Genomic DNA, 26,528 nt, shown 5'->3' on the forward strand with positions numbered 1-26,528 from the left:
GGCCAATTCACCCCCGGAGTTTAGGGGCAAGATGAAATCCGAAACCCGTGCCGGGACTCTGCCCGCTGCGGCAGGGCGTCGCTGCGGGTTGCGGGGGGGCGGGTGCGCTGGTATCGGGCGGGACATCCCGAGGGAATTTATCAGACTTGCAGGAGGGGCAGGCTTGGACACTCCGCATCCGCGACTGGACGTCCGCAACCTTGTGCGCCGCATCGACGGGCGCGCGGTGGTGGACGATCTGAGCCTTGAGATCGCGCCGGGTCATGTGACCTGCCTGTTGGGTCCGTCGGGCTGCGGCAAATCCACGACGCTGCGCATGATCGCAGGCGTGGACCGGCAGGATCAGGGGCAGATCTATGTCGATGGCGACCTGATCTGCGACACGGTGTTCCGGGTGCCGCCGGAGCGCCGCGCCATCGGGCTGATGTTTCAGGATTTTGCGCTGTTCCCGCATCTGAGCGTGGGGGCGAATGTCGGCTTCGGCCTGAGCGGCAGCGGCGCGGAGAAGCGCGCGCGGGCCGAGGTGCTGCTGGACCGGGTGGGCTTGGGGCATTTTGTCGACGCCTATCCGCACCAGCTGTCGGGGGGCGAGCAGCAGCGCGTGGCGCTGGCCCGGGCGCTGGCGCCGCGCCCACGCATCATGCTGATGGACGAGCCGTTTTCGGGTCTGGACAACCGGCTGCGCGACGGCATCCGCGACGAGACGCTGGCGCTGCTGAAGGAAGAGGGCACCTCGGTGCTGCTGGTGACGCATGAGCCCGAGGAGGCGATGCGCATGGCCGACGAGATCGCGTTGATGCGCGACGGGCGGATCGTGCAGCGTGGCGCGCCCTACAACATCTACAACGCCCCCGCCGACAAGGCGGCAGTGGCTTTTTTCAGCGACGTCAACGTGCTGCGCGGTCGGGTGCGGGGGGCGCTGGTCGACACGCCCTTTGGCCAGTTTCTGGCCCCCGGGGTCGCGGACGGCACCGAGGTGGAGATCGTGTTCCGCCCGCAGCATGTGGGCATCGATTTCGACCGGGCCGGGCGCGGGCCCAACCCCACCGAGCGCGCGGGCACGCCCGCCCGGGGCGTGGTGGAGCGCTCGCGCTTCATGGGGTCGGAAAGTCTTGTGGAATTCCGCATGGATTTTGACGGCGGGCCGCTGCGCGCCACGGTGCCCAACGTGTTCCTGCCCAAGCCCGGCACGCCGCTGTGGCTGACGGTGCGGCGGGACCGCTGTTTCGTCTTCCCGGCAGACGCCTAGGAGAGGCCCGGAAACTGCCGCGCCACCCGGGCGGGCAGATCCATCTGGTGCCGCCGCAGCAGGCCATGCGCGGCGAGCCGGTCCACAAGATCGGGGCTCGCGGTGCAGATCTCGTCAAAAAAGGCGCGGAGCGCGGGTTGGCCCCCCGTCGCCTCGATCTGGCGCAGCAGGTCGTGATGGCTGAGCGTGCCGCTGCGGGTCAGTTCGGCGCGGTAGGATCCCTGCGCCAGCCGGAACCGGTAGGCGGCAAGGAAGGACTCCCAGCCGGGGGCGTGGAAATGGCCCAGATCCATGCCGGGCAGCGGTTCTTCGCCCGGGTTCTGGATGCCGTCGAGCGTGAGGTTGTGGATGCGGATCTGCAGCCCCTTGCTGCCGGGGCGAAAGATCAGCTTGCCCGCCACATGGCTGAGAAAGCCGCCCGACAGATGCCGCCCCCAGATGGGAAAACAGGCCTCCGCGGCGCGGCGGCGCGCCTGCTGGTCCAGCGGAAAGGCCTTGAACAGCGTCTCGGCGGAGGTCTGGCCTTCGGGAGGGGCCAGCGCCTCCACCGGGCGGATGCGGGCGCAGAGGCAGCGGGCGGGCAGGGCGGCCAGCTGATCGGCCAGAGGGGCGGCCTGCGGCGTGGCGGGCAGCAGGAATTCATCCACGTCGATATGGGCGAGCCAGTCCAGATCGGCGCAGGTTGTATTGGCGTGGCGGGCATTGGCGCCCTGCCGCAGCTGGTGCTTGGCGGGGCGGCCCTTGCGCGCCTGCCACCACGCGTCATCGGTCACATGCAGCCGGATGCGGGGATGGGCGCGCAGCGCCGCCTCGGCCCCGGGATCGGGCGCGTCGAGATAGATCACCACCCGCGCCGCCCCCTGATCCAGATGCCATGCGGCGAAATCGAGGATGCGCGGCAGCGGCGCGTTGGTGGTGGTGACGGTGCCCCAACGGATCACGGCAGGGCGCCGAAGATCCGGGCCACCGCCGCGTCCGGGTCGAATTCGGCATGGACCAGCATGCCCTGCGCGGCAAGCCTGCGCCGCAGCTCGGGCGTGTCGGCGCAGACCTCGTCGAAAAGCGCGCGCAGCCCGGCCTCGCCTTCTTCTTCCATGAGATAGCGCAGCAGTTCGGCCTGTCCCATCTCGGGGCGGGAGGAGGCGCGGCGGTAGGATCCCTTCGTCCGGCGAAATTCCAGATGGTCGCGGAACTGCTGCCATGACGGCGCGTGCAGATGCGCGAGCCAGATCGCGGGAAGACGGTGGCGGTTGGTGGCCTCCGCCCCGTTGTATTTCAGCGTGTGGATGCCAAGGCGGGTGTCGGGAATGCCGGTGCGGGCAAAGATCTTGCCCGCCGTATGGCTTAGAAAGCCGCCATAAAGATGCGCGCCGAAGGTGGGATAGACCTCCTGCAGGCGGGATTTGGGCAGGCCCGCCTGCCGGTGGGTGATCTTGAAATGTCTGGGCCAGCCGTCGGAGGGGGCCAGCGCCTCGGCGGGGGCGATGCGGGCCACGGCGCAGTCGGGGGGCACCTCGGCCAGCAGGTCGGCCATGGGGCGGGCGGGCAGCAGGAATTCGTCCACGTCGATATGGCCGAGCCAGTGCAGCCCGCCCGCGGCCCGCAGCGCACGGCTGGCCACATGGACCTGCCGCAGCTGATGTTCCTCGGGGCGGGGGCGCCCGCTGTCCCGCCAGAAGGCCGCGTCGCAGGCGGTGACATGCAGCCGGGCATGGCCGGAGAGAAAGGCCATGGTGTCGGGATCGGGGTCATCAAGGTAAAGGTGAAGCGCCTGCGCCCCCAGATCGAGGTGATGCGCGGCAAAGCGGGCGATGGCGGGCAGTGGCGCGCGGATCAGCGCCACCAGACCCCAGCGCAGCTGATCTGGCTCAAGCTGGCGCTGTGCCAGCGGCACCGGCGCGTCATTGCGCGGGGTCGCGGCGGGTTTGGCTTCGCCCTCGGCGGGTGGGGGGATCTCCTTGCGGCGGGACAGATCCGCGCGCATCCGGGCCAGCCGGTGCAGCAGCCCGCGCGGTTCGGCGATCAGCCGCTCCAGCAGATGATGCGCGAGCGGAGCGATGACCGAATCCTCCTCCGCCTCCAGCCAGAGACGGCCGATCATGTTCACGTCAAGCCCGCCATGGGCCAGCGCATAGGGATCCATGTCCAGCGGCAGGCGCCCCCGCTGCCTGTGTTCCAGCGCAAAGGGCTGGTCGGGGGGCTGGCCGGAATAGAGCCGTTCGGATTCGTAAAGCTTGATCGTGCTGAAAAGCACGCTCAGCGCCAGCCCGACCGACCGCTGCGCCGGGGTCAGGCCGTGATCGCCGAAGGTGGTGACCGCAGAGACCGCCCAGCGGGGATCAAGCTGGTCCAGCAGGGCGGCGCCCTGTTCGGCCCAAAGCCGCTGGAACAGCGCAGGGGCGTGATCGGGCCAGCGGCGCCTGCGCAGATGCGCGATCAGCAGCGCGTTGAGGAAGACCAGTTCGGACCGGCCCGCCAGTTCCTTGCGCAGCGCGTGGCGCTTGCGGTGATAGCCGGACCGGAACGGGCCGCATTCGGCGGGATCCGCATCGGGATCGGCGACGGTCTGCGTGGCCAGCGGGGCCAGATCCAGATCCGGCGGCGGCAGTCCCTCGCCGGGGGCATAGTCCATGGGGTCGCGCCGCCCTTCCATCTGGGTCAGCAGCGCGGCGATTCCGCCGGGATAGGTCTGAGTCTTCGGCTCGTCCATGCCCGGCAGAGTGGCCTTTTGCCGCCGCCCGCGCAATCGGGCGCGCGGTGCCGCAGCGGGCGCGTGCCCGCGCCGCCACAGCGCTCAGCCGCCCAGCATGCCGGGGCAGCGGCGATGGGCATTGGTCAGCCCGATATCGGCGCCGTTCAGGATCAGATGCCATGTGGCGGGATAGCCCGGCGCCTGCGCGCGGGAATAGGTGCAGCCCTGCGGCGACACCCATGTCTGGCCCTGTCCGCCGGTGGCGGGGGGCTGGGCCATGGCATCGCGGGTGGACAGGCGCGGGCTGTCGGGCTGGGCCTGCGCGGGCAGCGCCATCAGCAGCAGAAGCGCGGGGGCAAGGATCAGTCGGGTCATCATGGCGGGCTCCCTCTGGCCGGAATGGCGCCAGACTCGCCCCCAAAGATGAACGCCGCCTCAAAATTTCGAATGCGCGCTTCTTTGCGCCTGCGCTCGGGACTTGGCAAAGCCCGCGCGGTGCGGCACAGGTCAGCGCATGAGCCAGACCTCCTTTACCCTTCATGCCACCGATGGCGCCGCGCGGACCGGGGTGATCGCCACCCCCCGGGGCGAGATCCGCACGCCTGCCTTCATGCCCGTGGGCACCGCCGCCACCGTCAAGGCGATGCTGCCCGAGTCGGTGCGCGCCACCGGCGCCGACATCCTGCTGGGCAACACCTATCACCTGATGCTGCGTCCCGGCGCGGAACGCATCGACCGGCTGGGCGGGCTGCACCGCTTCATGAACTGGGACCGGCCCATCCTTACGGATTCGGGCGGGTTTCAGGTCATGTCGCTGGCCGGGCTGCGCAAGCTGACCGAGCAGGGCGTGACCTTCCGCAGCCATGTGGACGGGTCCAGGCACATGCTGAGCCCGGAACGGTCGATGGAGATCCAGCGCCTGCTGGGATCGGACATCGTGATGGCGTTTGACGAATGTCCGGCGCTGCCCGCCGACCGCGCGCGGATCGAAGCCTCGATGCGGCTGTCGATGCGCTGGGCGCAGCGGTCGCGCGACGCTTTCGGCGACCGGCCCGGGCATATGCTGTTCGGCATCCAGCAGGGCGGGCTGGAGCCTGACCTGCGCGAGGAATCGGCCAAGGCGCTGACCGGCATCGGCTTTGACGGCTATGCGGTGGGCGGGCTTGCCGTGGGCGAGGGGCAGGAGGCGATGTTCGCCTGTCTGGACCACGCGCCGGGCCATCTGCCGGTGGACAAGCCGCGCTATCTGATGGGCGTGGGCAAGCCCGACGACATCGTGGGCGCCGTCAAGCGCGGCATCGACATGATGGACTGCGTGCTGCCCTCGCGCTCTGGCCGCACCGGGCAGGTCTTTACCCGGCAGGGTGTGGTCAACATCAAGAATGCCCGGCATCAGGACGATCCGCGCCCGCTGGACGAGGCTTGCAGCTGTCCGGCCTGCCGGGGCTATTCGCGCGCCTACCTGCACCATGTCTTCCGCGCGCAGGAGATGATCTCGGGCATGCTGCTGACATGGCACAACCTGCACTATTATCAGGATCTGATGCAGGGCATGCGCGACGCCATCGCCGAAGGGCGGTTTGCGGCATGGGAGGCGAAGTTTCACGCCGACCGGGCGCAGGGCGACATCCCCCCGCTCTAGGCGGCGGTCAGGTGCGGCTTGGTGCGGCGGCGCACAGGGTTCTGTGCGCTTGCCGTGCCGCAGCGCATACCTATGTGGAGAGCGTCAGCCGGTGCCGTGCACCGGCACGTCAGCAAGAGGACATCCGATGACCGAGGCACTTTTCACCCCCTTCACCGCCGGGGACATGGCGCTGGCCAACCGTGTGGTCATGGCGCCGCTGACCCGCAACCGGGCCGATGACGTCACCGGCGAAGTGGGGCCGCTGCATGTGGAGTATTACCGGCAGCGCGCGGGCGCCGGGCTGATCATCACCGAAGCCTCGCAGATCACGCCGCAGGGCAAGGGCTACATCCAGACCCCGGGCATTCAGACCGACGGTCAGGTTGCCGCGTGGAAGAAGGTGACCGATGCCGTGCATGCCGAAGGCGGCAAGATCGTCATCCAGCTGTGGCATGTGGGCCGGATCAGCCATACCTCGCTGCAGCCGGACGGTCAGGCGCCGGTGGCGCCCTCGGCCATCGCGGCGGGCGGCAAGACCTTCACCAAGAACGGGTTCGAGGACACCTCCATGCCGCGCGCGCTGGAGACCGACGAGATCCCCGGCATCGTCGAGGATTACCGCCACGCCGCCAAGCAGGCGATCGCCGCAGGCTTTGACGGGGTGGAGGTGCATGGCGCCAATGGCTACCTCATCGACCAGTTCCTCAAGACCGGCAGCAACCAGCGCACCGATGGCTATGGCGGCTCGGTCGAGAACCGCGCGCGCTTCCTGTTCGAGGTGCTGGACGCGGTGACGGCAGAGATCGGCGCGGGCCGCACCGGGCTGCGCCTGTCGCCCTTCTCGCCCGCCAACGGCATTTCCGACGCCGATCCGCAGCCGCTGTTCGAACATGTGGTGGCGGGGCTGAACCGCTACGGGCTGGCCTATGTGCATGTGATCGAAGGTGCGACCGGCGGCACCCGCGACCTGCAGCCCGGCGAGGACATGGCGGCGCTGCGCCAGCTGTTCCACGGCCCGTGGATGGTCAACAACGGCTATGACCGGCAGATGGCGCTGGATGCCGTGGCCAAGGACCATGCCGATCTGGTGGCCTTCGGGCGGCCCTTCATCTCCAACCCCGATCTGGTGGAGCGGCTGCGCCGCGACGCCGCGTGGAACGAGGGCGACAGCGCCACCTTCTACGGGGGCGGCGCCGAGGGCTATACCGATTACCCGACGCTGGATCAGGCCAAGTGATCCGCTGATCCTGTCTCTGCAGGGGCCCGCGCGGTCCCTGCAGGGTCTGCCCCCATGCGGGGCGGGGGCGGGCCGCGAAACGCCGGATCCGCCACATTTGTCCGCTTGCGCCCGCCGCGGCGCAGGGTCACATTGGCGGCTGGGTCGCGCCACGCTTGAAACGGGGGGACAAGCGCCCCACGTTAACACTTCTCACGACGGGGACGGCGGGGGCTGCCGATGACCGGGGCCGGTCCGTCCTGCCAAGAACCAAGGAACGCGCATGCAACAGCCACTCAATACATCCTATCCGGTGCTGCCGCTGCGGGACATCGTGGTGTTTCCGCACATGATCGTGCCGCTTTTTGTCGGGCGGGAAAAGTCGGTCAAGGCGCTGGAAGAGGTGATGGCGGATGACAAGCAGATCCTGCTTGCCGCCCAGATGGACCCTGCGGTCGATGATCCCGATGCCAGCGGGATCTACAAGGCGGGCGTGCTCGCCAACGTGCTGCAGCTGCTGAAACTTCCCGATGGCACCGTCAAGGTGCTGGTCGAGGGTCAGGCGCGGGTGCGCATCACCGAATACCTCGACAATGACCGCTTCTTTGAGGCGAAGGCCGAATATCTGACCGAGATGCCGGGCGATCCCGCCGCGATCACCGCACTGGTGCGCACGGTGTCCGAAGAATTCGAACGCTACGCCAAGGTCAAGAAGAACATCCCCGAAGAGGCGCTGTCCGCCGTTTCGGAAACCACCGAACCTGCCAAGCTCGCCGATCTGGTGGCGGGCCATCTGGGCATCGAGGTGCAGCAGAAGCAGGAGCTTCTGGAGACGCTTGCCATCAGCGAGCGGCTGGAAAAGGTCTATGGCCTGATGCAGGGGGAGCTTTCCGTCCTGCAGGTCGAGAAAAAGATCAAGACCCGCGTCAAGAGCCAGATGGAGAAGACCCAGCGCGAATATTATCTGAATGAGCAGATGAAGGCCATTCAGAAGGAGCTGGGCGACGGCGAGGACGGCCAGAACGAGATCAACGAACTGGCCGAGAAGATCGCCAACACCAAGCTGTCGAAAGAGGCGCAGGAAAAGGCCGAGGCGGAGCTGAAAAAGCTGCGCAACATGAGCCCGATGTCCGCCGAAGCGACCGTGGTGCGCAACTATCTGGACTGGATGCTGTCGATCCCGTGGGGCGTGAAGTCGCGCGTCAAGAAGGATCTGGGCCGCGCGCAGTCGGTGCTGGATGACGACCATTACAGCCTCGACAAGGTCAAGGAGCGCATCGTCGAATATCTGGCGGTGCAGGCGCGCAGCGCCAAGCTCAAGGGCCCGATCCTCTGCCTCGTCGGCCCTCCGGGCGTCGGCAAGACCAGCCTTGGCAAGTCGATGGCCAAGGCCACGGGGCGCGAATTCATCCGCATCAGCCTTGGCGGCGTGCGCGATGAATCGGAAATCCGCGGCCACCGCCGGACCTATATCGGCTCCATGCCCGGCAAGATCATTCAGGCGCTGAAAAAGGCCAAGACCACCAACCCGCTGATCCTGCTCGATGAAATCGACAAGATGGGGCAGGATTTCCGCGGCGACCCGGCCTCGGCCATGCTGGAGGTGCTGGATCCCGAACAGAACTCGACCTTCGTCGACCACTATCTTGAGGTGGAATACGATCTGTCGGACGTGATGTTCGTGACCACGTCGAACAGCTACAACATGCCCGGACCGCTGCTGGACCGGATGGAGATCATCCCGCTGTCCGGCTACACCGAAGACGAGAAGCTGGAGATCGCCAAGCGCCACCTGCTCGACAAGCAGGTGAAGGCGCACGGGCTGCGCAAGGGCGAATTCAGCGTGACCGATGGCGCGCTGACCGACATCCTGCGCTACTACACCCGCGAGGCGGGCGTGCGGAACCTCGAGCGCGAGATCGCCAAGCTGGCGCGCAAGGCGGTCACCAAGATCGTCAAGGGTGACGAGAAGCATGTGGAGGTGACCTCCGACAATCTCGCTGATTTCCTCGGCGTCCAGAAATACCGCTATGGTCTGGCCGAAGAGGAGCATCAGGTCGGGGTGGTCACGGGGCTGGCCTATACCTCGGTGGGCGGCGATCTGCTGCAGATCGAGGCGCTGCGCCTGCCCGGCAAGGGCCGGATGAAGACCACCGGCAAGCTGGGCGACGTGATGAAGGAATCGATTGAGGCGGCGGCAAGCTATGTCCGCTCGATCAGCCCTCAGATCGGGGTCAAGCCGCCGCGCTTCGACAAAATGGACATCCACGTCCACGTGCCGGACGGCGCCACGCCCAAGGACGGCCCCTCGGCCGGTCTGGCCATGGTGACGGCGATCGTGTCGGTGCTGACCGGCATCCCGGTGCGCAAGGACATCGCCATGACTGGCGAGGTCACGCTGCGCGGCAATGCCAGCGCCATCGGCGGGCTGAAGGAAAAGCTGCTGGCGGCGCTGCGGGGCGGCATCACCACGGTGTTCATCCCGCAGGAGAACGAAAAGGATCTGGCCGAACTGCCGGACAACGTGAAGACCGGGCTGAAGATCATTCCGGTGCGCCACGTGTCCGAAGTGCTGGAAATGGCGCTGCTGTCCAAGCCCGAGCCCATCGACTGGGACGAGGCCGCCGAAGAGGCAGCGCTGCTCGCCCGCGCGCAGGAAGACAAGGGGCAGGGCGCCACCGCGCACTGATCCCGGCCATTTGGTCCCCATCAAGGGCGCCCCGCGGGGCGCCCTTTTTGCTTTTGGCCCCCTGCGGCGGAGGCGGGAAATGACGTGAGGACAGGGGGCGAAAAAGGCGTGAATTTTTTGCGAAAACCCCCTTGCGGACCCCCGCCGCTCTGGGTAAACCCCGCGCTACCGGGTGATTAGCTCAGTGGTAGAGCGCTTCGTTCACATCGAAGATGTCAGGAGTTCGAATCTCTTATCACCCACCATTCTCTCTTTAGTATCCTAGGCGCGGTGCGCAGCTTCCCGAAGCGGTGCTGCTCCTTGCCCCCGAGCCTCCGTTATCACGCTGCCAAAGTCGCGCATGTCTACCGCATCCCCGCATCTGCTGCGGCAGGATACGGGCTAGGTCGATAAGACCGTGGCGGTGTTGAAATGGCCCGGCACTTGGCTCACCTTCTCCAGCGGCACAGCACCGTCACCGTCGCAGATCGGCCTCCACCCGCCACACATGCGGCTCCTGACACTCGGGGCGCCACCGGTGCCGGACTCGGCCACAGTCACCACCACAGACCGACGGCTCCGCAGATGATGACCGGTGTTCCAGCCGGGCGCGAGCGGGGGAGATGCGACGGAGGGGATGGGCCGCGTGAGCGCAGCGGCTACCGCGTGCGGCCATACTCGAAAACTTCAGGCTGCGCTCACGGGGGACAAGATGACGCAGACGACAAGGAAGGCGAGTGAAGTTTTTGCTATGCTGCACCTGCAGTGTTGCGAACGCGGCTTTGGGGTGGGGGTACGCAGGTTGATCTGCAGCCGCGTTCGCGAAATCACCATAACGTTATAATTTAAGCTGATAATCCGAAATGTTGGAAACAATCACCGGCTTTGTTGCGGGATTGTGTGCAACGGGTTTAGGCTGTCGAGCGGCAGCGTGGACCTACCAGTCGCGATCCTTCCCGGCTTTCACCAGTTCCATGAGTCCCATCACCAGCCAGCAGCTCAGCGTCACGATCAGGATGCCGAAGCAGGCGGCGAGCCAGTGGCTCAGGGCGCCGCGCCACTGGACGGCGGGCTGCAGTGCCTCCATCAGCCCGGCGAAAGCGGCGGCCAAGGGCCAGAGCGCGTGCAGCCAACCCGGGCGCAGCAGGGCGGCGGGCAGCATCAGCAGGCCATAGGCCAGCACATGGTCAAGCAGCGCGACCAGCCGGGTGCCGCTGTGAAAGCCCCATTGCGGGGTCAGCTCCAGAACGACGATCGCCACCATCAGCAGCGCCGTCAGGAAAGCGGTCAGGAGAGGGGCGCGGGGCATTGCGCCTCCTGTGGCCATGTCGGTTACGGGGCGGCGTGCAGGGCCCTCCCGCCCTGCCTCCGTTCTGGCACGAGGCGGCACCCGCAGGCGGGGGTCAAGCCCGCAGCGTAAAACTTCCATGACAACCCCGCCTTTGCGCGAGATTTTTCTTGTGAGGAGAGGAACATCCGCCTGCTGGAGGCAGCGTCGGTGCTTGGTTTCGCGCCGGGCCTGCCAAACGGTCCTTGTCGCCCGAAGGCCCGCGCCGGGCGTCAGATGCTGCGCGCGGCGCGGCAGGGACGCCTGTGCTGCAGAACGGTCAGGCGCTGCCAGGCCTGCCGAGCCGCCACCCTCGCCATTGCGGTGCTGTTCTAGGATGGCGGCACCTTCGCCTTGTCGTGCCGGGCGCATCAAGCTGCGCCCGGTGTGATGGAGGCAAGGCAGGCGTTTGCCCGGTGGCCTGACCAGGGCCCCGCCGCCTTTGCCTCAGAGGATCACGACCAAGGCGTGACGAGGTATTTCTCGCCCGTCTTCATGCCGCGATAGTCGGTCACGGCCTCCTTGGTCAGCATTTCATCGAGATTGACGCGCGCCTTGTAGGCGCTGGCGAAGGTGGTGGTGAGATTGTCACGCACGCGCTTGCGCATGCGGTCGACCGTTTCGCTCCCGGCGGATTGGAGGAAGGGAAACAGCAGCCATCCCGACAGGGTCCAGCCAAAGCCGTAGCTTGGCGTCAGGATCGTGGGGCCCGTGTCCAGACGCCCATAGATGAACATGCGTTTCGGCTGGTTCGAGCCATAGCGCGAATATTCGGTCATTCTGCTGACCGCGACCTGTTCCATGGCCTTGAAGGCCGTGTCGACCGCATGACCGCCGCCAATCGGATCAAAGCCGTAAAAGGCGCCGGTGTCTTCGATGGCAGAGCACAGCTGCTGCATGAAACCGTCTTCCGAAGAATTGACGACATGCGTGGATCCCAGCCCTGCGAGCAGGTCGGCCTGGCTGGTCTTCCGGACGATATTGACCAGACCGATGCCATCTTCCTTGCAGATGCGGGTCAGCATCTGGCCCAGATTGGAGGCCCCGACCGTGTGCAGCATCGCGTCCTGCCTGTCGGCTCTGGCCGTCTCGACAAAGCCGAGGGCAGTCATGGGATTGACGAAGGCGCTTGCGCCATCTTCGGCTGTGTGATCGCCTAGGGCGAGGCACATGGACGCATCGGCGATACAGTACTGGCTGTAGGCATTGCCCGGAACACAGGAGACGCGTTGCCCGACCAGCGCCTTGGCCGCGTCACTGTCGCCCGCCGCGAACACCGTGCCCGCGCCTTCGTTCCCGGCGGGCAGCTTGAGGCCGTGGCGGGCTTTCGAGCCTGCATTGAACGGCTCGGGCACGGTCGCGACGAACTTGCCCGGCGTGTAGCTCGCGTTTTCCAGATCGGCGGCGCCGACCAGAATGGCCAGATCCGAGGGGTTGATCGGTGCCGCTTCCATTTTCACGAGCACCTGATTTCCGGTCGGATCGGGAAAGGTCACGTCCTCGATCGCGACGGTCAGGGTGCCGTCCGCGTCCAGAGTTGTGAACAGTTGCTTGCCTGTGGTTGCCATTGCGGAATCTCCACGTTCCAGTTTCGCGATGCAAGACGGCCGTACTGGCCGCCGGAATGACCCGGAGCCCAGCCTTGGCCCGACTTGCTGTCGCGCTGTCAGATAGCGCTGGCGCTGGCCAAGACGAACGGAAAGCGCCAGCGATGCCAGCGACCTTTATTGGATCACTCGCGCGGTGCCCCGATGTCGTCGCGCAGGGGCCCGGGCGCAGGCATCTGATCCGCCCGGAATGCCCCTTCAGTCGTTTCATCTTGTGGCCTGAGACCCCGTTGGGTTCAGCCGATGGAGCGGACGCGCCGCGTAAAACAGCGCCTGTCCTCTTCCCGGGAGGAGGCCTGAGCCTGAACGCGATCCCAAAGATCAGCCCCCACAGCGCGGATGGACAGCGCCGTGCCCGATGCCCTACCCGCTGGCGCCACCCGTCAGTATCAGACAGGCGGCAGATTTCAGAACCCGCCGGTCGAAGGTCGGGGAGAAAAGCACCTCGCCTTGGCGGTCCATGGCGAGGCGCTGAGGCCGCGTTGTCACGGGTCAGCTGTCTGCAAAGATGGGCCAGACGCGGGCGAGGACCACGTCAAACTGCTCGCCATGCTTTTGCTTCAAAGCCGTATAAGAGGGTGCCGCCTGTGCGGCGGCAGCGCTTTGCTGGGCGGAAAGGTAAAACCAGGCGGCCTTCTCGACCTCTGAGGCCATATCAGCGGGAATGGCGCGTGGACGTGCGGGGCGCTGTTGTTTTGCGGGTACGCGTCCGTGACGGGATCTTGCGCGGCAGTCTTCGTATGCGGCCATCCACGGCTTCCTTGGTCTGGCGTCTTCTGAAGGGTGATTTAATTAGACATGCGTCAGCAGTGCCAAGACCAAGACGCCAACTGTTGCGCTCAATGCGCCAAGGATCCAGATCCAGCGACGGTTATAAAGCGGCGTCGGCTGATAGCAGGACCCGCAATAGGCCGAGCCAAATCTGAGCTGGTGTTCGCAGTAATGACAGCTGAAATAGCGTTTTGTGCCATCAGATGTGTGAATGCGATCGCCGTTTCGTTCCAGCAACTTAAAACTCCAGTGCCTGAGCCGGATGGCTTGTATTTCTAGGTCGGAGAAAAGGCATGACTGCAGAAAATCCAGCGAGTGGAACACTCGGAACGGCCCAAACTCTTTTGTGATTTGGAAAACCTTACTGACCATTCTAACAGGACTTGGCCACTCTGCGCCGGTCCTGTCGGGATACCGGAAAAACACAGTCCCGGTTGGTCTGTTAGCCGTTGTATAAGCAGGGCTTTGGCAAAACAAGAAAAAGTTATCTACCCTTATGAGGGAAGACATATCCATAAGGATAGGTCGGCCTCTGCAGAGCCGTGCCGGCGGTTCAGAATGTAACTATTCCTGGAATCTTTCGCCGTGCGGGTTTTCGGGTTTTAAGCTGTTTTTTTAGATGACTCTTGTCCGCAGCAATTCTGTCAGCCGCAGAAACCTGCGGTGACATTCATGACCCGCCCCTGTCCTTGAACCCCCCGCTTCTGCTTGGCCGGGCCGGGCTGTCTTCACCAGAGGCTTCCGTCGTTTCCAATCGCTGGAGGATCGGGCAGCTGGGGCGCTCGTTGCCAGCGCAGGCATTGGCCAGATCCTCCAGCGTATCGGCCATGTCCTGCATGCGTTCGATCTTGTCGCGCAGATCCCGGACCCGGGCCTGCGCCAGCGCCTTCACATCGGCGCTGCGCCTGTCCTTTTTGCGCCACAGGTCCAGCAGGCCGGTGATCTCGCGAATCGAAAAGCCCAGATCTCGGGCGCGGGCGATGAAGCGCAGCATGTGCACCTCGCTGGTCCCATAGCTGCGATAGCCGGACGCGGTCCGGGCGGCGGGCGGGATCAGGCCGATCTGTTCGTAATAGCGGATCATCTTGGCCGATACGCCCGAGCGGGTCGCGGCATCTCCGATGTTCATGGCAGGGCTCCATCTTGCAGACAGCCGGGATCTGGGGCTTCCCATCATAGGAAGGTCAAGAGCCCGATCAAAGATCCGTGGTGCCGTTGACCTTACAACACTGGGAAGGACTATCTCTGTCAGACTGCAATAGAGGAGCGTAATCGCCATGATGAGATTTGTCCCCGTTCTGCTGGCCGGCCTTGCCGTCGCGGTGCCGAGCTTTGCCCAAGAGGCGGCAGACCATTCCGGCCATGGGGGCATGGCGCAGACGGATCATGCGACCCATGGCGACAGCGCCATGTCGCATGACGGCCCGTCGACCACCGCCTATCGCGCCGCCATGGCGCAGATGCATACCGATATGGATGTGGCCTATAGCGGCGATGCCGATATCGACTTCATGCGCGGCATGATCCCGCATCACCAGGGCGCGATCGACATGGCGCGCATCGTGCTGGAGCATGGCAGCGATCCGGAGGTCCGGGCGCTGGCCGAGGAGGTCATCGCCGCTCAGGAAGCCGAGATCGCGATGATGCGGGCGTGGCTCGCCGAGCGGGAAGAGTAGGGCCTGGCCGGAGTAGCCAAGGGGATCCCGGGTCACCAAAGCTGCGTGATCCGGGATGCCTTCGGCGGGAAATGCTGTCCGTCCTGCGCCTGACGCCAATGGCCTGCCCGGTCCCGCCACCTTCAGCCAAAAGAGTTAACGCCGGGCATGAAGCCGGGGTTCCGGTGGCGCGGCGTGCGTGCAAAAACAGGCGCTTATCTGCCGCAGCGGCGGGTCGGGATCGGCAAAGATCGGCCCTTCTGGCACGGGATCGCTGGGCGGCCCTGTCCTCTGCCGGAAAGACCCTAGGTGGGTTTGGCAGGAGGACCGAAACCATGAAAAAGTATCTTTACATCACCGCCATCACGCTGCCCTTTGCCGCCGGTTCGGCTTGGGCACAGGACACCACCACCCCGCCCGCCGATCCGGCGCCGACGGAGCAGATGGACAGCGAAAGCCCTGACAGCGCGACGGGCATGTCCACCGATCAGGCTCCGGCAGAGGACATGACGGAAGACATGGAGGCCGAAGGCGAGATGGACGCCGAGGGCGACATGGACGCCGAGGGCACCGACATGACCGGGGACGCCCCCGCCACCGGCGAGATGGCCAGCGATGCCCCCGCAGACGCCGTGCCGTCGGAAGGCGGCGCGGAGAATGCGGATGCGGTCGTGTCGCAGCAGGACAGCGCCGAGATGCTGGGCGACTGGCTGCTGAGCACCGGCGTGATCTCGCCCGAGGGTGAGACCATCGGCAGCATCAAGGATTTCATCATCACCGAGGAGGGCCAGATCACCGGCGTCATCCTTGGGGTCGGCGGCTTCCTTGGCATTGGCGAAAAGGACATCGCGGTCGATTACAGCCAGCTGGACATCCAGTATGACGGCGACGCGATCGAGCTTGCGATGACCCGTGAACAGGCGGAAGAGGCGCCTGAATACCAGTATCGCGAAAAGGAAACGCCGCCTTCGGCGCAGCCCGCCGGGGATGCCATGGGCACGGGCGGCACGGGCTCCGGAATGGGCACTGGCACTGGCACCGGCACCGGCAGCGGCATGACCGGCGGCGCCCCCGCGACCGAGTGACCGGCCCGACCGGCTGAGGATATCACGCTCCCTGACGCGCCCGGCGAGGATCCCCTCTGCCGGGCGCGTTCATGTCTGTCATGGCCTCAGGACGCTATCGCCCGCAGCACCGCATCGGTGCCGGGCAGGACAAAGCTTCCGTCCTGCTGCGCCACAACGGCGCGGCCATTGCCCAGAACGTAACGCGGCCGGGTTCCGTCGCCCTGTTCGATCACCGTGATACGTTCGCCATTCGTCGCGCAGCATTCCACCACGCGGGTCGTGATCCAGACGTCCTGCATTGCGCTCTCCTTGTGTCGTGCCTCACTGCTCGACCGGTCGCAGGGCTGCCTGAAGCAAGGGTAGCAGAGAAGATCGAGTCGCCCCAGCGGTGCCTGCATCGGTCGGCGGGGCAGGCGGCTTGGCGCGCAGGACGGCGCCTAGCGCTGGCTCTGGCGCTGGTTGGCGGCATAGGCAGCGCCCCCGGCGATCCGGACGAGCGTGATCTCCAGCGGGGAGAGGATGCCGGACCAGCCCCGGTCGGACTGGATGTCGGAGCTGGTGGACCTGCGCATCCGGTTGCCACCCAGCATATGCAGCGGGCGGCTGCCCCAGTCCGCCACCTGCCGGGGGTCGGGGTCAAGTCCGAGCCTGTCCATGATCCGCGCGATCAGCGGTCCGGGCGAGGCGCAAAGATCCTCATGCGCCAGCGTGACGGCGGCGGTGGCGCGGCGCGTCTCCGCCCGGCAGGCGCGGCTGCGCGAGATGTATTTGGCAAGCTCGCCATAGACCGACCGTTCTTTCCGCTTGGCCGATGCGGCCTGCGCCAGCGGGGATTTGAAGATATGCACGGGCACCACCTCGATCCCGGCCAGCGGGCGCAGCAGCTGCGACCATTCCGGATCGCGGGAGGCATCGACAATCACCGCGGCACCGCTGGCGGCGGCGATGGCGGCGATCAGCTGGCCTGCGGCCTGCCGCGCCGGGACAGCGGCGGTTCGGCGCCCCGACAGGGCAGTGGCGAGCTCCGCTGGATCCCGCCCGTCCTTGCGGAGATGGTCGAGCACCGGCAGCCAGAACGCGCAGCTGTCCGGGTCGCCGCCGCAGGAGCAGCGTTTCCTGTGCTGCACGAAGCTGGCGAAGTTCTTGAGCCCGCCGATGGCGACCGCATCGGGATGTGTGCCCAGCATCCGCGCCAGCAGCGTCGTGCCGCTATGCTCAAGCCCAAGGATGGTGACGACACGGGTCCTGAGCGCGGGCTGGCGGGCGGGGGCGTGCGATCCGAGGGACGCGGGCACGCACGCGCTTTGGTCTGCCTGTCCGGTCGACAGGGGCGCCGTGGGGGTATGGAGGGTCATCGTCATCCTGCGCGCTGAACGGCGTCCGGCCTGAGGATGGGTCGGGCAGCGGCACCTTATGCGCCGGCGGTTCGCCGTCAAGCTGATCCGCGTCAGCCGGGTGGCAATGCCAGCGCGGGGCCGGGATCCGGATGGGCGGCAGCGAGAGTCCTATCCGAAGGGATAGGCCTCCCCTCCCTTTGGGCACTCGTTTCGGCTGCGCCTCGTGTCTAGCACTCTCCCAGGGATTGCTGAACGAAGACTCACCACCGGGCCTGCCGATGACCGTCGTAGTCGTGAAACTGATCTGTCTTGCGCTCGTCTTCGCGGCGGCGGAGGGGCTGCGCTGTCACTATGTCCGTCTGGACGGGGACGGCAGCGCCTGACGGGCTTGCCGCTCAGCCCGCTTTGGGGGCTGGGTCTGCGGCAGAGGGCGGATCAAAATCCGCGGTGGGCAGGGGCGTGACGCGCTGACCGTCCTGTTCCAGAATGACCGAAAACGAGCCGTCCGATTCCAGAATGACCGAAGCCACCGCATCGCGGTTCTGGCTGCCATGGGTGCGGATCACGGAATCAAGCTCGCTGCGGGTGACCCGCGCCTGCCGCAGCGCGGCGGGCAGCGGTGTGCCCCGGCGCATCAGCAGGCTGGGTTCCGAGCGGACCAGCTGGGCGAACCCCTTCGAGCGGACAGAGAAGAAGGCCACCGCGTATTGCAGCCCGATCAGCAGGCCAAGCGCCACCAGACCTTCGGCCAGAGCGATGCTTTCGTTCAGCAGGATCGCCGACAGGGTGGAGCCCAAGGCCACCGTCACCACCAGATCAAAGGCGTTCAGCTTGGCCAGCGTCCGTTTGCCGGAGGCGCGCAGCGCCGCGACCAGCGCGGCATAGGCCAGCGTGCCCACGATCACCGTGCGCACCAGACCGCTCCAGTCCTGATAGATCATCTCGCTCCAGTCCATGCGGTGCCTTTCCTGCCGGGCCTGTCCCCGGGACAGGAACAGGCGCGGCGGGGCAAGGTTCCCGTGCGGGCCGGGCTCAGTTCATCAGGCTGCTGCCGCTTTCCTTGAGGATGAGCCGCATCCGCCGCAGCAGCCAGTCAGCCCGGCAGTCGCGCGGGCCCAGATCATGCCCGGCCTGCACATGCTGGATGGCATCGACCAGCAGCCGTTCCACCAGCCGGTCGGCCACGGCCTGTTCGCCATAGATCAGCCGCGCCGCCAGCCGCAGCTTGGGCAGCAGCACCTCGATGTCGGGCTCGCGGTCGGCGGGAAAGGCGGTCAGCGTGACGATGGCGGCATCGGTCAGGGTCTGCACCGGCTTGCGGATCAGCGGCACATGCCAGAACCGCTGCGGCATCGGTGTCTCGCCGGTGGCGCCGGAATAGAAGATGAAGGGCACGCCGCGATCCAGCAGCAGATCGGCGAGCGGGAACACCTGATGGTCGCCCAGATCAATGTCCAGAACCGCCGCATCGGCCTGTGGCGCAAGCCGCAGACCTTTTTCAAGCGTGGTGGCAGGGCCCAGAACACTGGCACCCGTCCCACTTACGAATCGTCCGATATCCAGAGCTTGCAGATAGTCGTCTTCGACGACGAGGACACGTCGGGACAGGGGGGGCATCATGATCCTTCACGCTTGCCCGACCCTGCGCCGCAGGGCGGGCAGGTGTCGGGCGGAACCCATCTTATGTGGTCCAACGCGTTTTCGGGTGTCTGGTTCCCGAAAAATGCCCTGAAATGAGGGAAAAATCCGGCCTGTCTACTCGCTGCGCCGGGCCAGCAGATCCTGCAGGTTGCGGGCCAGCGCCTGCAGCCGCTCGGGCGGTTCTTCTTTCTGGATCGCATTCAGCAATTGCGACAGCGGCAGCTCTAAATCCCGCTGGTCGTCCTCGCGAATGGGTCTCTGGTCCTGAGCCATGGGTCACTCTTCTGATTGTCGCGCCAGAGGGAGGTACCCCAAGCGTGTAGTCCGGTGTAGCAGGTTTTTTGTGCCGCTTCACGTCCTGCCGCAGCAAAGCCTGCCCGCTGTTGCGCCAACGCTTACACGCGCAGCGGAAACCGCAGCTTTATCTGCAGCCCTTCGGGGGCGAAGGTGGTGTCGATCTCGCCATCCATCTGCGCGGTGACCTGACCGTCGATCAGCTTGAAGCCGAATCCGTTTTCCACGGGGGGCCGCACCTGCGGGCCGCCGCTTTCCTGCCAGTGCAGCAGCACCTGCTGCGCCTCCTGCCGCCACATGATCTGCACCAGACCGGCGTCATTGGACAGCGCACCATATTTGGCAGCGTTGGTGGCCAGTTCGTGCAGCACCATCCCCAGCGCCAGCGCGTCGCGCGGCGGCAGCCGCAGATCCGGGCCTTCGGTCCTGATGCGCTCGCGGCCAAACACATCGGCCTCGGTCTGGACAAGATCGCGCAGCGCTACGGCAGACCAGTGCGACTGCGCCAGAAGCGCATAGGCCCGCGCCATGCCATGCAGCCGCGCGATCAGCTTGTCGGCAAATTCCTCGGGCGAGGGCGCCATCTTGCGGGTGTTGTTCACGACGCTGATCACCACCGACAGCATGTTCTTGACCCGGTGGTTGAGTTCGGAAATCAGCACCTGCTGCTGAAGCTCGGCGCGGGCTAGCGTGGTGATGTCGAGGATCGTCACCACGACCCCCTCCGCCTCGTCGGCATGGGTGCGATAGGGGATGAGCCGCAGCAGGAAATGCCGGTCCTCGGCATCGGGGGGCAGGCGCTGTTCCAGCGGCTGGCCGGTATCGCAGACCTGCCGGACCAGAGCCTGCAGATCCGGATGATCCAGCGGGCCGGAAAGATCGGTCAGCGGACGGCCCAGATCGCTGTCGCGCAGCCTGAACACCTTGGAGGCGGCGGGGGTGAAGCTGCGGATCACAAGGTTGCCGTCCAAAAACACCGTGGCGATTTCGGTGGCGGCATAAAGATTGCGCAGATCGGTATGGGTGCGGTCCAGATCCTCGATGCTGCTGGCCAGCTCGCTGTTGATCGTCGACAGCTCTTCGTTGAGCGACTGCATCTCCTCCTTGGAGGCTTCAAGTTCCTCGTTGGTGGACTGCGCCTCCTGATTGACCGAGATCAGTTCCTCGTTGGAGGATTTCAGCTCCTCCAGCGCGGTCTCGTATTCCTCGACGGTGGATTGCAGCCGTTCGCGCAGATCGCGCACCTCCTGCTCCAGCGCCGCCTCCTGATCCGATCCGCCGCTGCCAGTGCCGGGGCGGGCCTGCACCGGCTGTCGCGTGGCCGAGGGCAGGAACAGCACCAGATACAGCGCCTCGCCCTGACCGGGGCCGTCCAGCGGTTCGACCTTCAGCGTGATGACGCGACCGGTTTCGCCATCCGCGTCGGGCAGCAGCACCTGCCGGTCGACAGGGGCCGCGGTTTCCATGGCGCGACGCAGCAGGGCGCGCAGTTCGGCGCGCAGTTCGCGCCGCGCCAGTTCGAACAGCTGCCGGTTGGGCGCGCCGCGCGGCATCTGCAGATAGCTGCCCGTGCCGTTGGAGAAATACAGGATCTCGCCACTATGGGTGGTGACCACATGCGCGGGCACATGGCGGTCCAGCACCTGCGCCTCGACCCGCTGGCGCAGGTTCTGGCGCAGCGGCGCGCCGGGCCTGCGGTCGGCCAGTGCCGGGCGCGGCGCATTGGGCTGTTCCAGCGTCATGGGCAGGCGCCGGGGCAGGGGCCCATGGTCGCGGCTCTGGAAGATGCGGTGCGTCTTGTCCACCGGCGCGAACAGGTCGCTGTGGCGGCTGACGCTTTCCGACGTGCCCAGAAACAGGTAGCCGCCCGGTTTCAGCGCATAGTGAAAGGTGGGGATCACCTGATTTTGCAGCACCGGCCCCAGATAGATCAGCAGGTTGCGGCAGGAGACCAGATCCATGCGCGAAAATGGCGGATCGGAAATGACGTTATGCGGCGAGAAGATGCACAGGTCGCGCACCTCCTTGCAGATGGTATAGCTGCTGCCCTGCTTGGTGAAGAAGGCGCGGCGCAGCGCGTCGTCCATATCCGTCAGCAGCGGTTCGGGATACTGCCCGGCACGGGCCACGGCCAGCGCATCCTCGTCGATGTCCGTGGCAAAGATCTGCACCCGCGGCGGGCCCTCCAGCCCGGCCATGTGGTCGCGCATCAGGATGCCCAGCGAATAGACCTCCTCGCCGGTGGCACAGCCCGGCACCCAGAGCCGGATCGTCTCCTCGGCGCCGCGCCCTTCGAACAGCTTGGGGATCACCTGCGTGCGCAGCACCGCAAAGGCGTCGGGGTCGCGGAAGAAATTGGTGACGTTGATCAGCAGGTCGCGGAACAGCGACATGACCTCGGCGGGATCCTCGCGCAGCTGCGCGATATAGTCATCCACCGCCTGAAGCTGCAGCACCTTCATCCGCCGCCCGACCCGCCGCATGAAGGTGCGGGGCTTGTAGCCGGAAAAATCATGGCCGGAATGGCTGTGCAGCAGGGTGGAGATGGTGGCCTGCACCCGCTCCGCCTCGGCGCCCTGCAGATGCTCTGCATCGCCTTCGGCCAGCACGTCGAGCAGGTTGATGCCATCCCGGATCTGCAGCAGCCGCTCCGGCATCCGGTGGGCGGGTTCGGCAAAGTCGATCAGGCCGCTTGCGATCACGCTGTCCGGGTCCGGCTTGCCGCCGGGGATGGTGGCATCCTCCGGCAGCTGCGCCATGGTGATGCCGCCATGTTCCTTCACGACCTTGGCGCCCAGCATGCCGTCGACGGTGCGGTCGGACAGCACGACCGCCACGGCATTTTCGCCCTGATCGCGGCCCAGCGAGGACAGGAAGGTATCGATGGGCTTGCGGTCACGCCCGCCGGGCAGGTCATGGCGCAGCAGCAGGCAGCCGCGCCGCAGCGACGGCACCGCACCTTCGGGCAGGACATAGACCGTTTCGGCGCGCAGCTTCAGCCCGTCCTCGGCCAGACGCACCGGCAGGCGGGTGGCCCGCCCCAGCAGCTCGGCCAGCGGGCCCTGCTGGTCGGCCCCCGCCGGGGTCACCACCACAAAGGCCATGCCCTGCGCGTCCCGCAGCGCGCCAAAAAACCCTTCCAGGGCCGAAATCCCGGCAGCAGTGGCGCCAATGCCCACGACAAGAGGAGTGTTGGAGGTCATCCGGCGATCCTTCCAGCAGGCAGGACAAGGTTCAAGCCCAGTTGCACCGCATCCCAAGGGCGCTGTCCACGGCTTATGAGGTCTGCAGCGGCAGGCGGCAAGGTCGCGCCAACCCGTGGTGAGGCGAGGGGTGATCCTATCCCTATGGATAGGATCAAATCCGAGCGGATAGTTTCAAAACCGTTGAACCCCGCCGTCAGGAGAGCTACACCGCAGCCCATCGGGTGATTAGCTCAGTTGGTAGAGCGCTTCGTTTACACCGAAGATGTCGGGAGTTCGAGTCTCTCATCACCCACCAGTTCGGTGGTCAGTTGCTGAAACGAGTGTGCGATCCGTGTGCGTGGCATTTCCTCGCTGCGGAATAAGCTTGCAGATCGACATTTCACCTACTGCGTTCTCACACGGCCTTATCAAAATTCCGAAAAATGCGGGACAATGATCCCTAAATCTGGCCGACGCAGTCAGATCGCATCCGCATGCGGTCTGGAAAAGATATGTCTGTCCGCCGCTCGCGCGCGAACGATATGCTTTTGTTGCGAAACAAGAATACGAGTATTCACGTAGTTTGTAAAAACTGTGCAATTGCTGGTGAGGTTGAGATCTAGGGTTGGGCTTTCTGTATCAGGTTCTGGGCAGACCAGCCCGCACAACCGTTTGACCGGTGATCGACTTATCAGAAGAAAACGGGGTTACAAAAATGATGGCCGCACAAGTAAGGCGCTATTTCCAATGCCGGTTCTGCAATCACATGATGCGATTTGGGGCTTCGCATTGTGGCTCCTGCTATCAGCCAGCACCAGTCTATAACCGTGTCTGGGTCTGGTGGCTGGTGGGGCTGGCCGTGGTGCTGTTCGCGATGTGGATTGCCATAGTGCAGCTTGCCTGAAGCCATGAGGCGGGGCAGGGCCTGTTTACGGCACTCGCCCGGTCCCGCCTCATGCAACCCGCGCCACCCTAATCCATCGCCAGAATCATGTTCCGCACCACCGGATAAATCTCGTTTTCCCATTTCCGCCCGTTGAACACGCCATAATGGCCGACATTGGCCTGAAGATGGTGGCGTTTGAGATGCGGGCGCAGGCTGCCGCAAAGATCATGCGCCGCAGAGGTCTGCCCCAGCCCGCAGATATCGTCGCGCCCGCCCTCCACGGTCAGCAGCGCGGTCTTGCGAATCTGGCCCGGATCGACCCGCCGCCCGCGCCAGTAAAATTCCCCCCGCGCCAGATCGGCTTTCTGAAACACGCGGTCTATGGTTTCGAGATAAAATTCCTCGGTCAGATCAAGAACGGCGAAATACTCGTCATAAAATTCCTTGATGCGCGCGGCAGGCGCCTGCTCTCCGGCGGCAAGATGATCGTAAAGCTTGCGGTGCTGCGCCTGATGCCGGTCCATGTTCATCGCCATGAAGGCGGTCAGCTGCAGAAAGCCGGGATAGACCCGCCGCCCGCCGCCCGCATAGCGCCCGGGCACGGTGGCGATCACGTTGCGCGCGAACCATGACAGCGGCCTCTCCTGCGCCAGCGCGTTGACGGCGGTGGGGCTTTCGCGCACATCCACCGGCCCCGCCATCAGCACCATGCTGCGCGGCGTGGCGGGATGGCCGTCCTCGGACATGACCGCCACCGCCGCCAGCGCCTGCACGCAGGGCTGGCAGACCGCCAGCACATGCGCACCGGGGCCGATCTCCTCCAGACAGCGGATCACATAGGCCACGTAGTCATCCACGCCGAAGGCGCCTTCGGTGCGGGGCACGTCGCGGGCGTTTTTCCAGTCGGTGACATAGACCTCGTGATCGCGCAGCAGGGTGCGCACCGTGCCCGCCAGCAGCGTGGCGAAATGGCCCGACAGCGGCGCCGTCACCAGCACCTTGGGCTGCGGGCTGTCCATGTCCTTGGCAAAGCGCAGCAGCCGCGCAAAGGGCAGATCCAGCACCACCTCCTCGGTCACCGGCACCACGCGGTTGTCGACCGGCACGCCGGTGATGCCAAAAGCCGGGCGGCTGTGGCTCAGCCGGAAGCGCGACACCATCTCCGCCAGCGCCGCCTGCCGCCGCAGCAGATCGGCCCATGGCCCCGCCGGGCGCGGCATCCCCGCAAGCCCCAGCAGCGCTGCGGTGCGAAAAGGCGCCACAAAATCATCAAAGCCTTGATAAGTTGCATAAAGCACGGCGGCCTCGCCCGTTGTCCTGCAAAAACGCTAGCCACATCGCCGGGCGCCTGCGACAAAATTCCGGCAGGCAGACCGGCCCCGTCGCGCGTGGAGACATCATGTCCAAGGCAACGCTCACCATTTCATCGAAAAACTACTCCTCATGGTCGCTGCGCGGCTGGCTGCTGTGCCGGATGGCCGGGCTCGACGTCACCGAAGAACCGGTGGACATGACCGAAGCCTCGGCGCGGCAGGAACTGCTGCTGCTCACGCCCTCGGTGCTGGTGCCGCGGCTGACCCATGGCGATGTCGCGGTCTGGGACACGCTGGCCATCGCCGAATACCTGCACGAGACCTTCCCCAAGGCCGGGCTCTATCCCGCGGATGTGGCCGCCCGCGCGCTCTGCCGCGCAGTGTCCGGAGAGATGCATTCGGGCTTTTACAACCTGCGCTCGGCGCTGCCGATGAACCTCAGGGCGCGGCATGACAGATTCCGGATCTTCTCCGGCGCGCGGCCCGATGTGGAACGGGTCAAGGCTATCTGGCACGACTGCCTTGACCGCTTCGGCGGGCCGTTCCTGTTCGGCGCCCGCCCCAGCGTGGCCGATGCCATGTATGCCCCGGTCTGCACCCGCTTCCGCACCTATGCCGTGCCGCTGGATCCGGCGCTGCAGGCCTATGCGGACACGATCCTGACCTGGCCGCCGATGCTGGACTGGACCAGGGCAGCGCTGGCCGAGCCCGAAGAGATCGTGGAACTGGAGGTGGAGTTCTAGACCCTAGCGCGCCAGATCGCGGATGCCGCGCTCCAGCCCCGCCAGCGTCATGGGCACCATGCGCCCGGCAAAGATCTCGCGGATCATCGTAATGGACTGGGTCTGCTCCCATTGCCGTTCCGGCACCGGGTTGATCCACAGATGGTCCGGCCACTGGTCGCGCGCCCGCTCCAGCCAGACCTGCCCGGGCTCGGGGTTCCAGTGCTCGTTGGCGCCGCCCGGATAGGCGATCTCGTAAGGGCTCATCGAGGCATCGCCGACAAAGATGCATTTCCAGTCCGGGCCATAGCGGTGCAGCACCTCCCATGTGGGGGTCTGCGCGTCCCAGCGGCGGCGGTTGTCGCGCCACACGCCTTCATACAGGCAGTTGTGGAAATAATGATGCTCCAGATGCCGGAACTCGCTGCGCGCGGCGGAAAACAGCTCTTCGACCGCCTGCACATGGTCGTCCATCGACCCGCCCACATCCAGAAACAGCAGCACCTTCACCGCATTGCGCCGCTCGGGCCGGGTCATCACGTCCAGATATCCGGCCTTGGCGCTGGCACGGATGGTGCCATCCAGATCCAGCTCCTCCGCCGCCCCCTCCCGCGCCCAGGCCCGCAGGCGGCGCAGCGCCATCTTGAGCGTGCGCGGACCCAGATCCAGACCGTCATCCAGATTGCGGAACTCCCGCCGGTCCCAGACCTTGACGGCGCGGCGGTGGCGGCTCTGGTCCTGCCCGATGCGCACGCCCTCGGGATTGTAGCCAAAGGCGCCAAAAGGCGAGGTGCCCGCCGTGCCGATCCATTTGCTGCCGCCCTGATGCCGGTCGTGCTGCTCGCGCAGCCGCGCCCGCAGCGTCTCCATCAGCGCCTCGAACCCGCCAAGCGCCGCGATCTCGGCGCGCTCCGCCTCGGTCAGATGTTTCTCCGCCATGCGCGCCAGCCAGTCGGCGGGCAGATCCACCGCCTCCAGCACCTGCTCCAGCGTCAGCGCCTCGGCGCCCCTGAAGCTTTCGGAAAAGGCCTGATCGAAGCGGTCCAGATGCCGCTCGTCCTTCACCAGCGCGGCGCGCGCCAGATAATAGAACCCTTCCACGTCATAGCGCGCCAGCCCCGCCTGCAGCGCCTCCAGAAAGGTCAGGAATTCGCGCAGCGATACCGGCACCCCGGCGCGCCGCAGCCTGTCGAAGAAGGTCAGAAACATGCGCCACCTCGCGCCCCATCATGGCGCCCCGCAGCCCGCGCCACAACCCGCTTTCATCTTGCCGG

General features: G+C 65.9%; 21 protein-coding genes, 2 tRNA genes and 1 pseudogene. 9 read left to right on the top strand and 15 right to left on the bottom strand.

What is annotated here, in order from left to right; genetic code table 11:
* Positions 1 to 163 precede the first annotated feature (163 nt).
* Positions 164 to 1,249 (top strand): ABC transporter ATP-binding protein, encoded by a 1,086-nt coding sequence (locus tag VK682_RS17720; protein ID WP_324782286.1) that lies wholly within the window; start codon positions 164 to 166, stop codon positions 1,247 to 1,249.
* Here VK682_RS17720 and VK682_RS17725 read toward each other — a convergent pair.
* The 3 genes from VK682_RS17725 to VK682_RS17735 form a co-directional block, all read right to left on the bottom strand.
* Positions 1,246 to 2,190: a glycosyltransferase family 2 protein gene (locus tag VK682_RS17725; RefSeq protein ID WP_324782288.1), complete on the bottom strand. Its 945-nt coding sequence runs from the start codon at positions 2,188 to 2,190 to the stop codon at positions 1,246 to 1,248. The genes VK682_RS17720 and VK682_RS17725 overlap by 4 nt on opposite strands.
* Positions 2,187 to 3,959: a glycosyltransferase family 2 protein gene (locus VK682_RS17730; RefSeq protein ID WP_324782290.1), complete on the bottom strand. Its 1,773-nt coding sequence runs from the start codon at positions 3,957 to 3,959 to the stop codon at positions 2,187 to 2,189. The genes VK682_RS17725 and VK682_RS17730 overlap by 4 nt, the downstream gene beginning before the upstream one ends.
* Before the next feature lie 84 nt (positions 3,960 to 4,043).
* Positions 4,044 to 4,319, bottom strand: coding sequence for a hypothetical protein (locus VK682_RS17735; RefSeq protein ID WP_242656630.1), 276 nt, complete (start codon positions 4,317 to 4,319; stop codon positions 4,044 to 4,046).
* A gap of 136 nt (positions 4,320 to 4,455) precedes the next feature.
* Between VK682_RS17735 and tgt the strand changes: the two genes are divergently transcribed.
* The 4 genes from tgt (at position 4,456) to VK682_RS17755 (ending at position 9,715) form a co-directional block, all read left to right on the top strand.
* Positions 4,456 to 5,583 carry a tRNA guanosine(34) transglycosylase Tgt gene (gene tgt / locus VK682_RS17740; RefSeq protein WP_324782291.1) on the top strand — a complete coding sequence of 376 codons (1,128 nt, stop codon included), beginning with the start codon at positions 4,456 to 4,458 and terminating at the stop codon, positions 5,581 to 5,583.
* Positions 5,584 to 5,710: 127 nt separating this feature from the next.
* Positions 5,711 to 6,802: an alkene reductase gene (locus VK682_RS17745; RefSeq protein WP_089844123.1), complete on the top strand. Its 1,092-nt coding sequence runs from the start codon at positions 5,711 to 5,713 to the stop codon at positions 6,800 to 6,802.
* Positions 6,803 to 7,064: 262 nt separating this feature from the next.
* Complete coding sequence (lon, locus tag VK682_RS17750; protein WP_089844120.1) at positions 7,065 to 9,470, top strand: endopeptidase La; 2,406 nt, start codon at positions 7,065 to 7,067, stop codon at positions 9,468 to 9,470.
* Between the two features lie 170 nt (positions 9,471 to 9,640).
* Positions 9,641 to 9,715 (top strand) — tRNA-Val (locus tag VK682_RS17755).
* A gap of 671 nt (positions 9,716 to 10,386) precedes the next feature.
* On the opposite strand, the gene VK682_RS17760 is transcribed toward VK682_RS17755, so the two are convergent.
* From VK682_RS17760 to cueR, 4 genes are all read right to left on the bottom strand, one after another.
* Positions 10,387 to 10,758: a hypothetical protein gene (locus tag VK682_RS17760; protein ID WP_230797548.1), complete on the bottom strand. Its 372-nt coding sequence runs from the start codon at positions 10,756 to 10,758 to the stop codon at positions 10,387 to 10,389.
* Positions 10,759 to 11,231: 473 nt separating this feature from the next.
* Entirely contained in the window at positions 11,232 to 12,344 is a 1,113-nt protein-coding gene (locus VK682_RS17765) for a zinc-binding dehydrogenase (protein WP_230797549.1), read from the bottom strand.
* Positions 12,345 to 12,875: 531 nt separating this feature from the next.
* On the bottom strand, positions 12,876 to 13,133 hold the full coding sequence (locus VK682_RS17770; protein ID WP_230797550.1) for a hypothetical protein: 258 nt from the start codon (positions 13,131 to 13,133) through the stop codon (positions 12,876 to 12,878).
* Positions 13,134 to 13,824: 691 nt separating this feature from the next.
* Positions 13,825 to 14,283, bottom strand: a complete 459-nt coding sequence (gene cueR / locus VK682_RS17775) for a Cu(I)-responsive transcriptional regulator (RefSeq protein WP_324782292.1) — start codon at positions 14,281 to 14,283, stop codon at positions 13,825 to 13,827.
* 151 nt (positions 14,284 to 14,434) lie between these two features.
* Here cueR and copM point away from each other — a divergent pair, with 151 nt between their 5' ends.
* Entirely contained in the window at positions 14,435 to 14,830 is a 396-nt protein-coding gene (copM, locus tag VK682_RS17780; RefSeq protein WP_230797569.1) for a CopM family metallochaperone, read from the top strand.
* 314 nt (positions 14,831 to 15,144) lie between these two features.
* The gene (locus VK682_RS17785) at positions 15,145 to 15,894 is read left to right on the top strand and encodes a PRC-barrel domain-containing protein (protein ID WP_324782293.1); all 750 of its coding nucleotides are present in this window, start codon (positions 15,145 to 15,147) and stop codon (positions 15,892 to 15,894) included.
* Between the two features lie 86 nt (positions 15,895 to 15,980).
* Here the strand turns inward: VK682_RS17785 and VK682_RS17790 are convergent, their stop codons facing one another.
* The 6 genes from VK682_RS17790 to VK682_RS17815 form a co-directional block, all read right to left on the bottom strand.
* Positions 15,981 to 16,175: a hypothetical protein gene (locus VK682_RS17790; protein ID WP_089852210.1), complete on the bottom strand. Its 195-nt coding sequence runs from the start codon at positions 16,173 to 16,175 to the stop codon at positions 15,981 to 15,983.
* A gap of 138 nt (positions 16,176 to 16,313) precedes the next feature.
* On the bottom strand, positions 16,314 to 17,231 hold the full coding sequence (locus VK682_RS17795) for a sulfotransferase (protein WP_324782294.1): 918 nt from the start codon (positions 17,229 to 17,231) through the stop codon (positions 16,314 to 16,316).
* A gap of 377 nt (positions 17,232 to 17,608) precedes the next feature.
* Positions 17,609 to 18,169 carry a DUF421 domain-containing protein gene (locus VK682_RS17800; RefSeq protein WP_230797554.1) on the bottom strand — a complete coding sequence of 187 codons (561 nt, stop codon included), beginning with the start codon at positions 18,167 to 18,169 and terminating at the stop codon, positions 17,609 to 17,611.
* A gap of 76 nt (positions 18,170 to 18,245) precedes the next feature.
* A complete protein-coding gene (locus VK682_RS17805) occupies positions 18,246 to 18,830 on the bottom strand; it encodes a response regulator (protein WP_230797555.1) in 585 nt (194 codons plus the stop codon).
* 138 nt (positions 18,831 to 18,968) lie between these two features.
* Complete coding sequence (locus tag VK682_RS17810; protein WP_165616937.1) at positions 18,969 to 19,127, bottom strand: hypothetical protein; 159 nt, start codon at positions 19,125 to 19,127, stop codon at positions 18,969 to 18,971.
* A 122-nt stretch (positions 19,128 to 19,249) separates the two neighbouring features.
* Complete coding sequence (locus VK682_RS17815; protein WP_230797556.1) at positions 19,250 to 22,351, bottom strand: CheR family methyltransferase; 3,102 nt, start codon at positions 22,349 to 22,351, stop codon at positions 19,250 to 19,252.
* A 222-nt stretch (positions 22,352 to 22,573) separates the two neighbouring features.
* On the opposite strand from VK682_RS17815, the gene VK682_RS17820 reads away from it, so the two are divergent.
* Positions 22,574 to 22,649, top strand: a tRNA-Val gene (locus VK682_RS17820).
* 656 nt (positions 22,650 to 23,305) lie between these two features.
* Here the strand turns inward: VK682_RS17820 and VK682_RS17825 are convergent.
* Positions 23,306 to 24,517, bottom strand: coding sequence for a polyhydroxyalkanoate depolymerase (locus VK682_RS17825; RefSeq protein WP_324782295.1), 1,212 nt, complete (start codon positions 24,515 to 24,517; stop codon positions 23,306 to 23,308).
* Positions 24,518 to 24,618: 101 nt separating this feature from the next.
* Here VK682_RS17825 and VK682_RS17830 point away from each other — a divergent pair, with 101 nt between their 5' ends.
* A complete protein-coding gene (locus VK682_RS17830) occupies positions 24,619 to 25,275 on the top strand; it encodes a glutathione S-transferase family protein (protein WP_230797854.1) in 657 nt (218 codons plus the stop codon).
* Positions 25,276 to 25,659: 384 nt separating this feature from the next.
* On the opposite strand, the pseudogene VK682_RS17835 reads toward VK682_RS17830, so the two are convergent.
* Positions 25,660 to 26,463 (bottom strand): annotated as a pseudogene (locus tag VK682_RS17835) (VWA domain-containing protein); the annotation flags it as partial.
* Between the last annotated feature and the right edge of the window lie 65 nt (positions 26,464 to 26,528).

Source organism: Salipiger marinus (genome assembly GCF_035481585.1).
In the GTDB taxonomy this organism is placed as follows: domain Bacteria; phylum Pseudomonadota; class Alphaproteobacteria; order Rhodobacterales; family Rhodobacteraceae; genus Salipiger; species Salipiger marinus.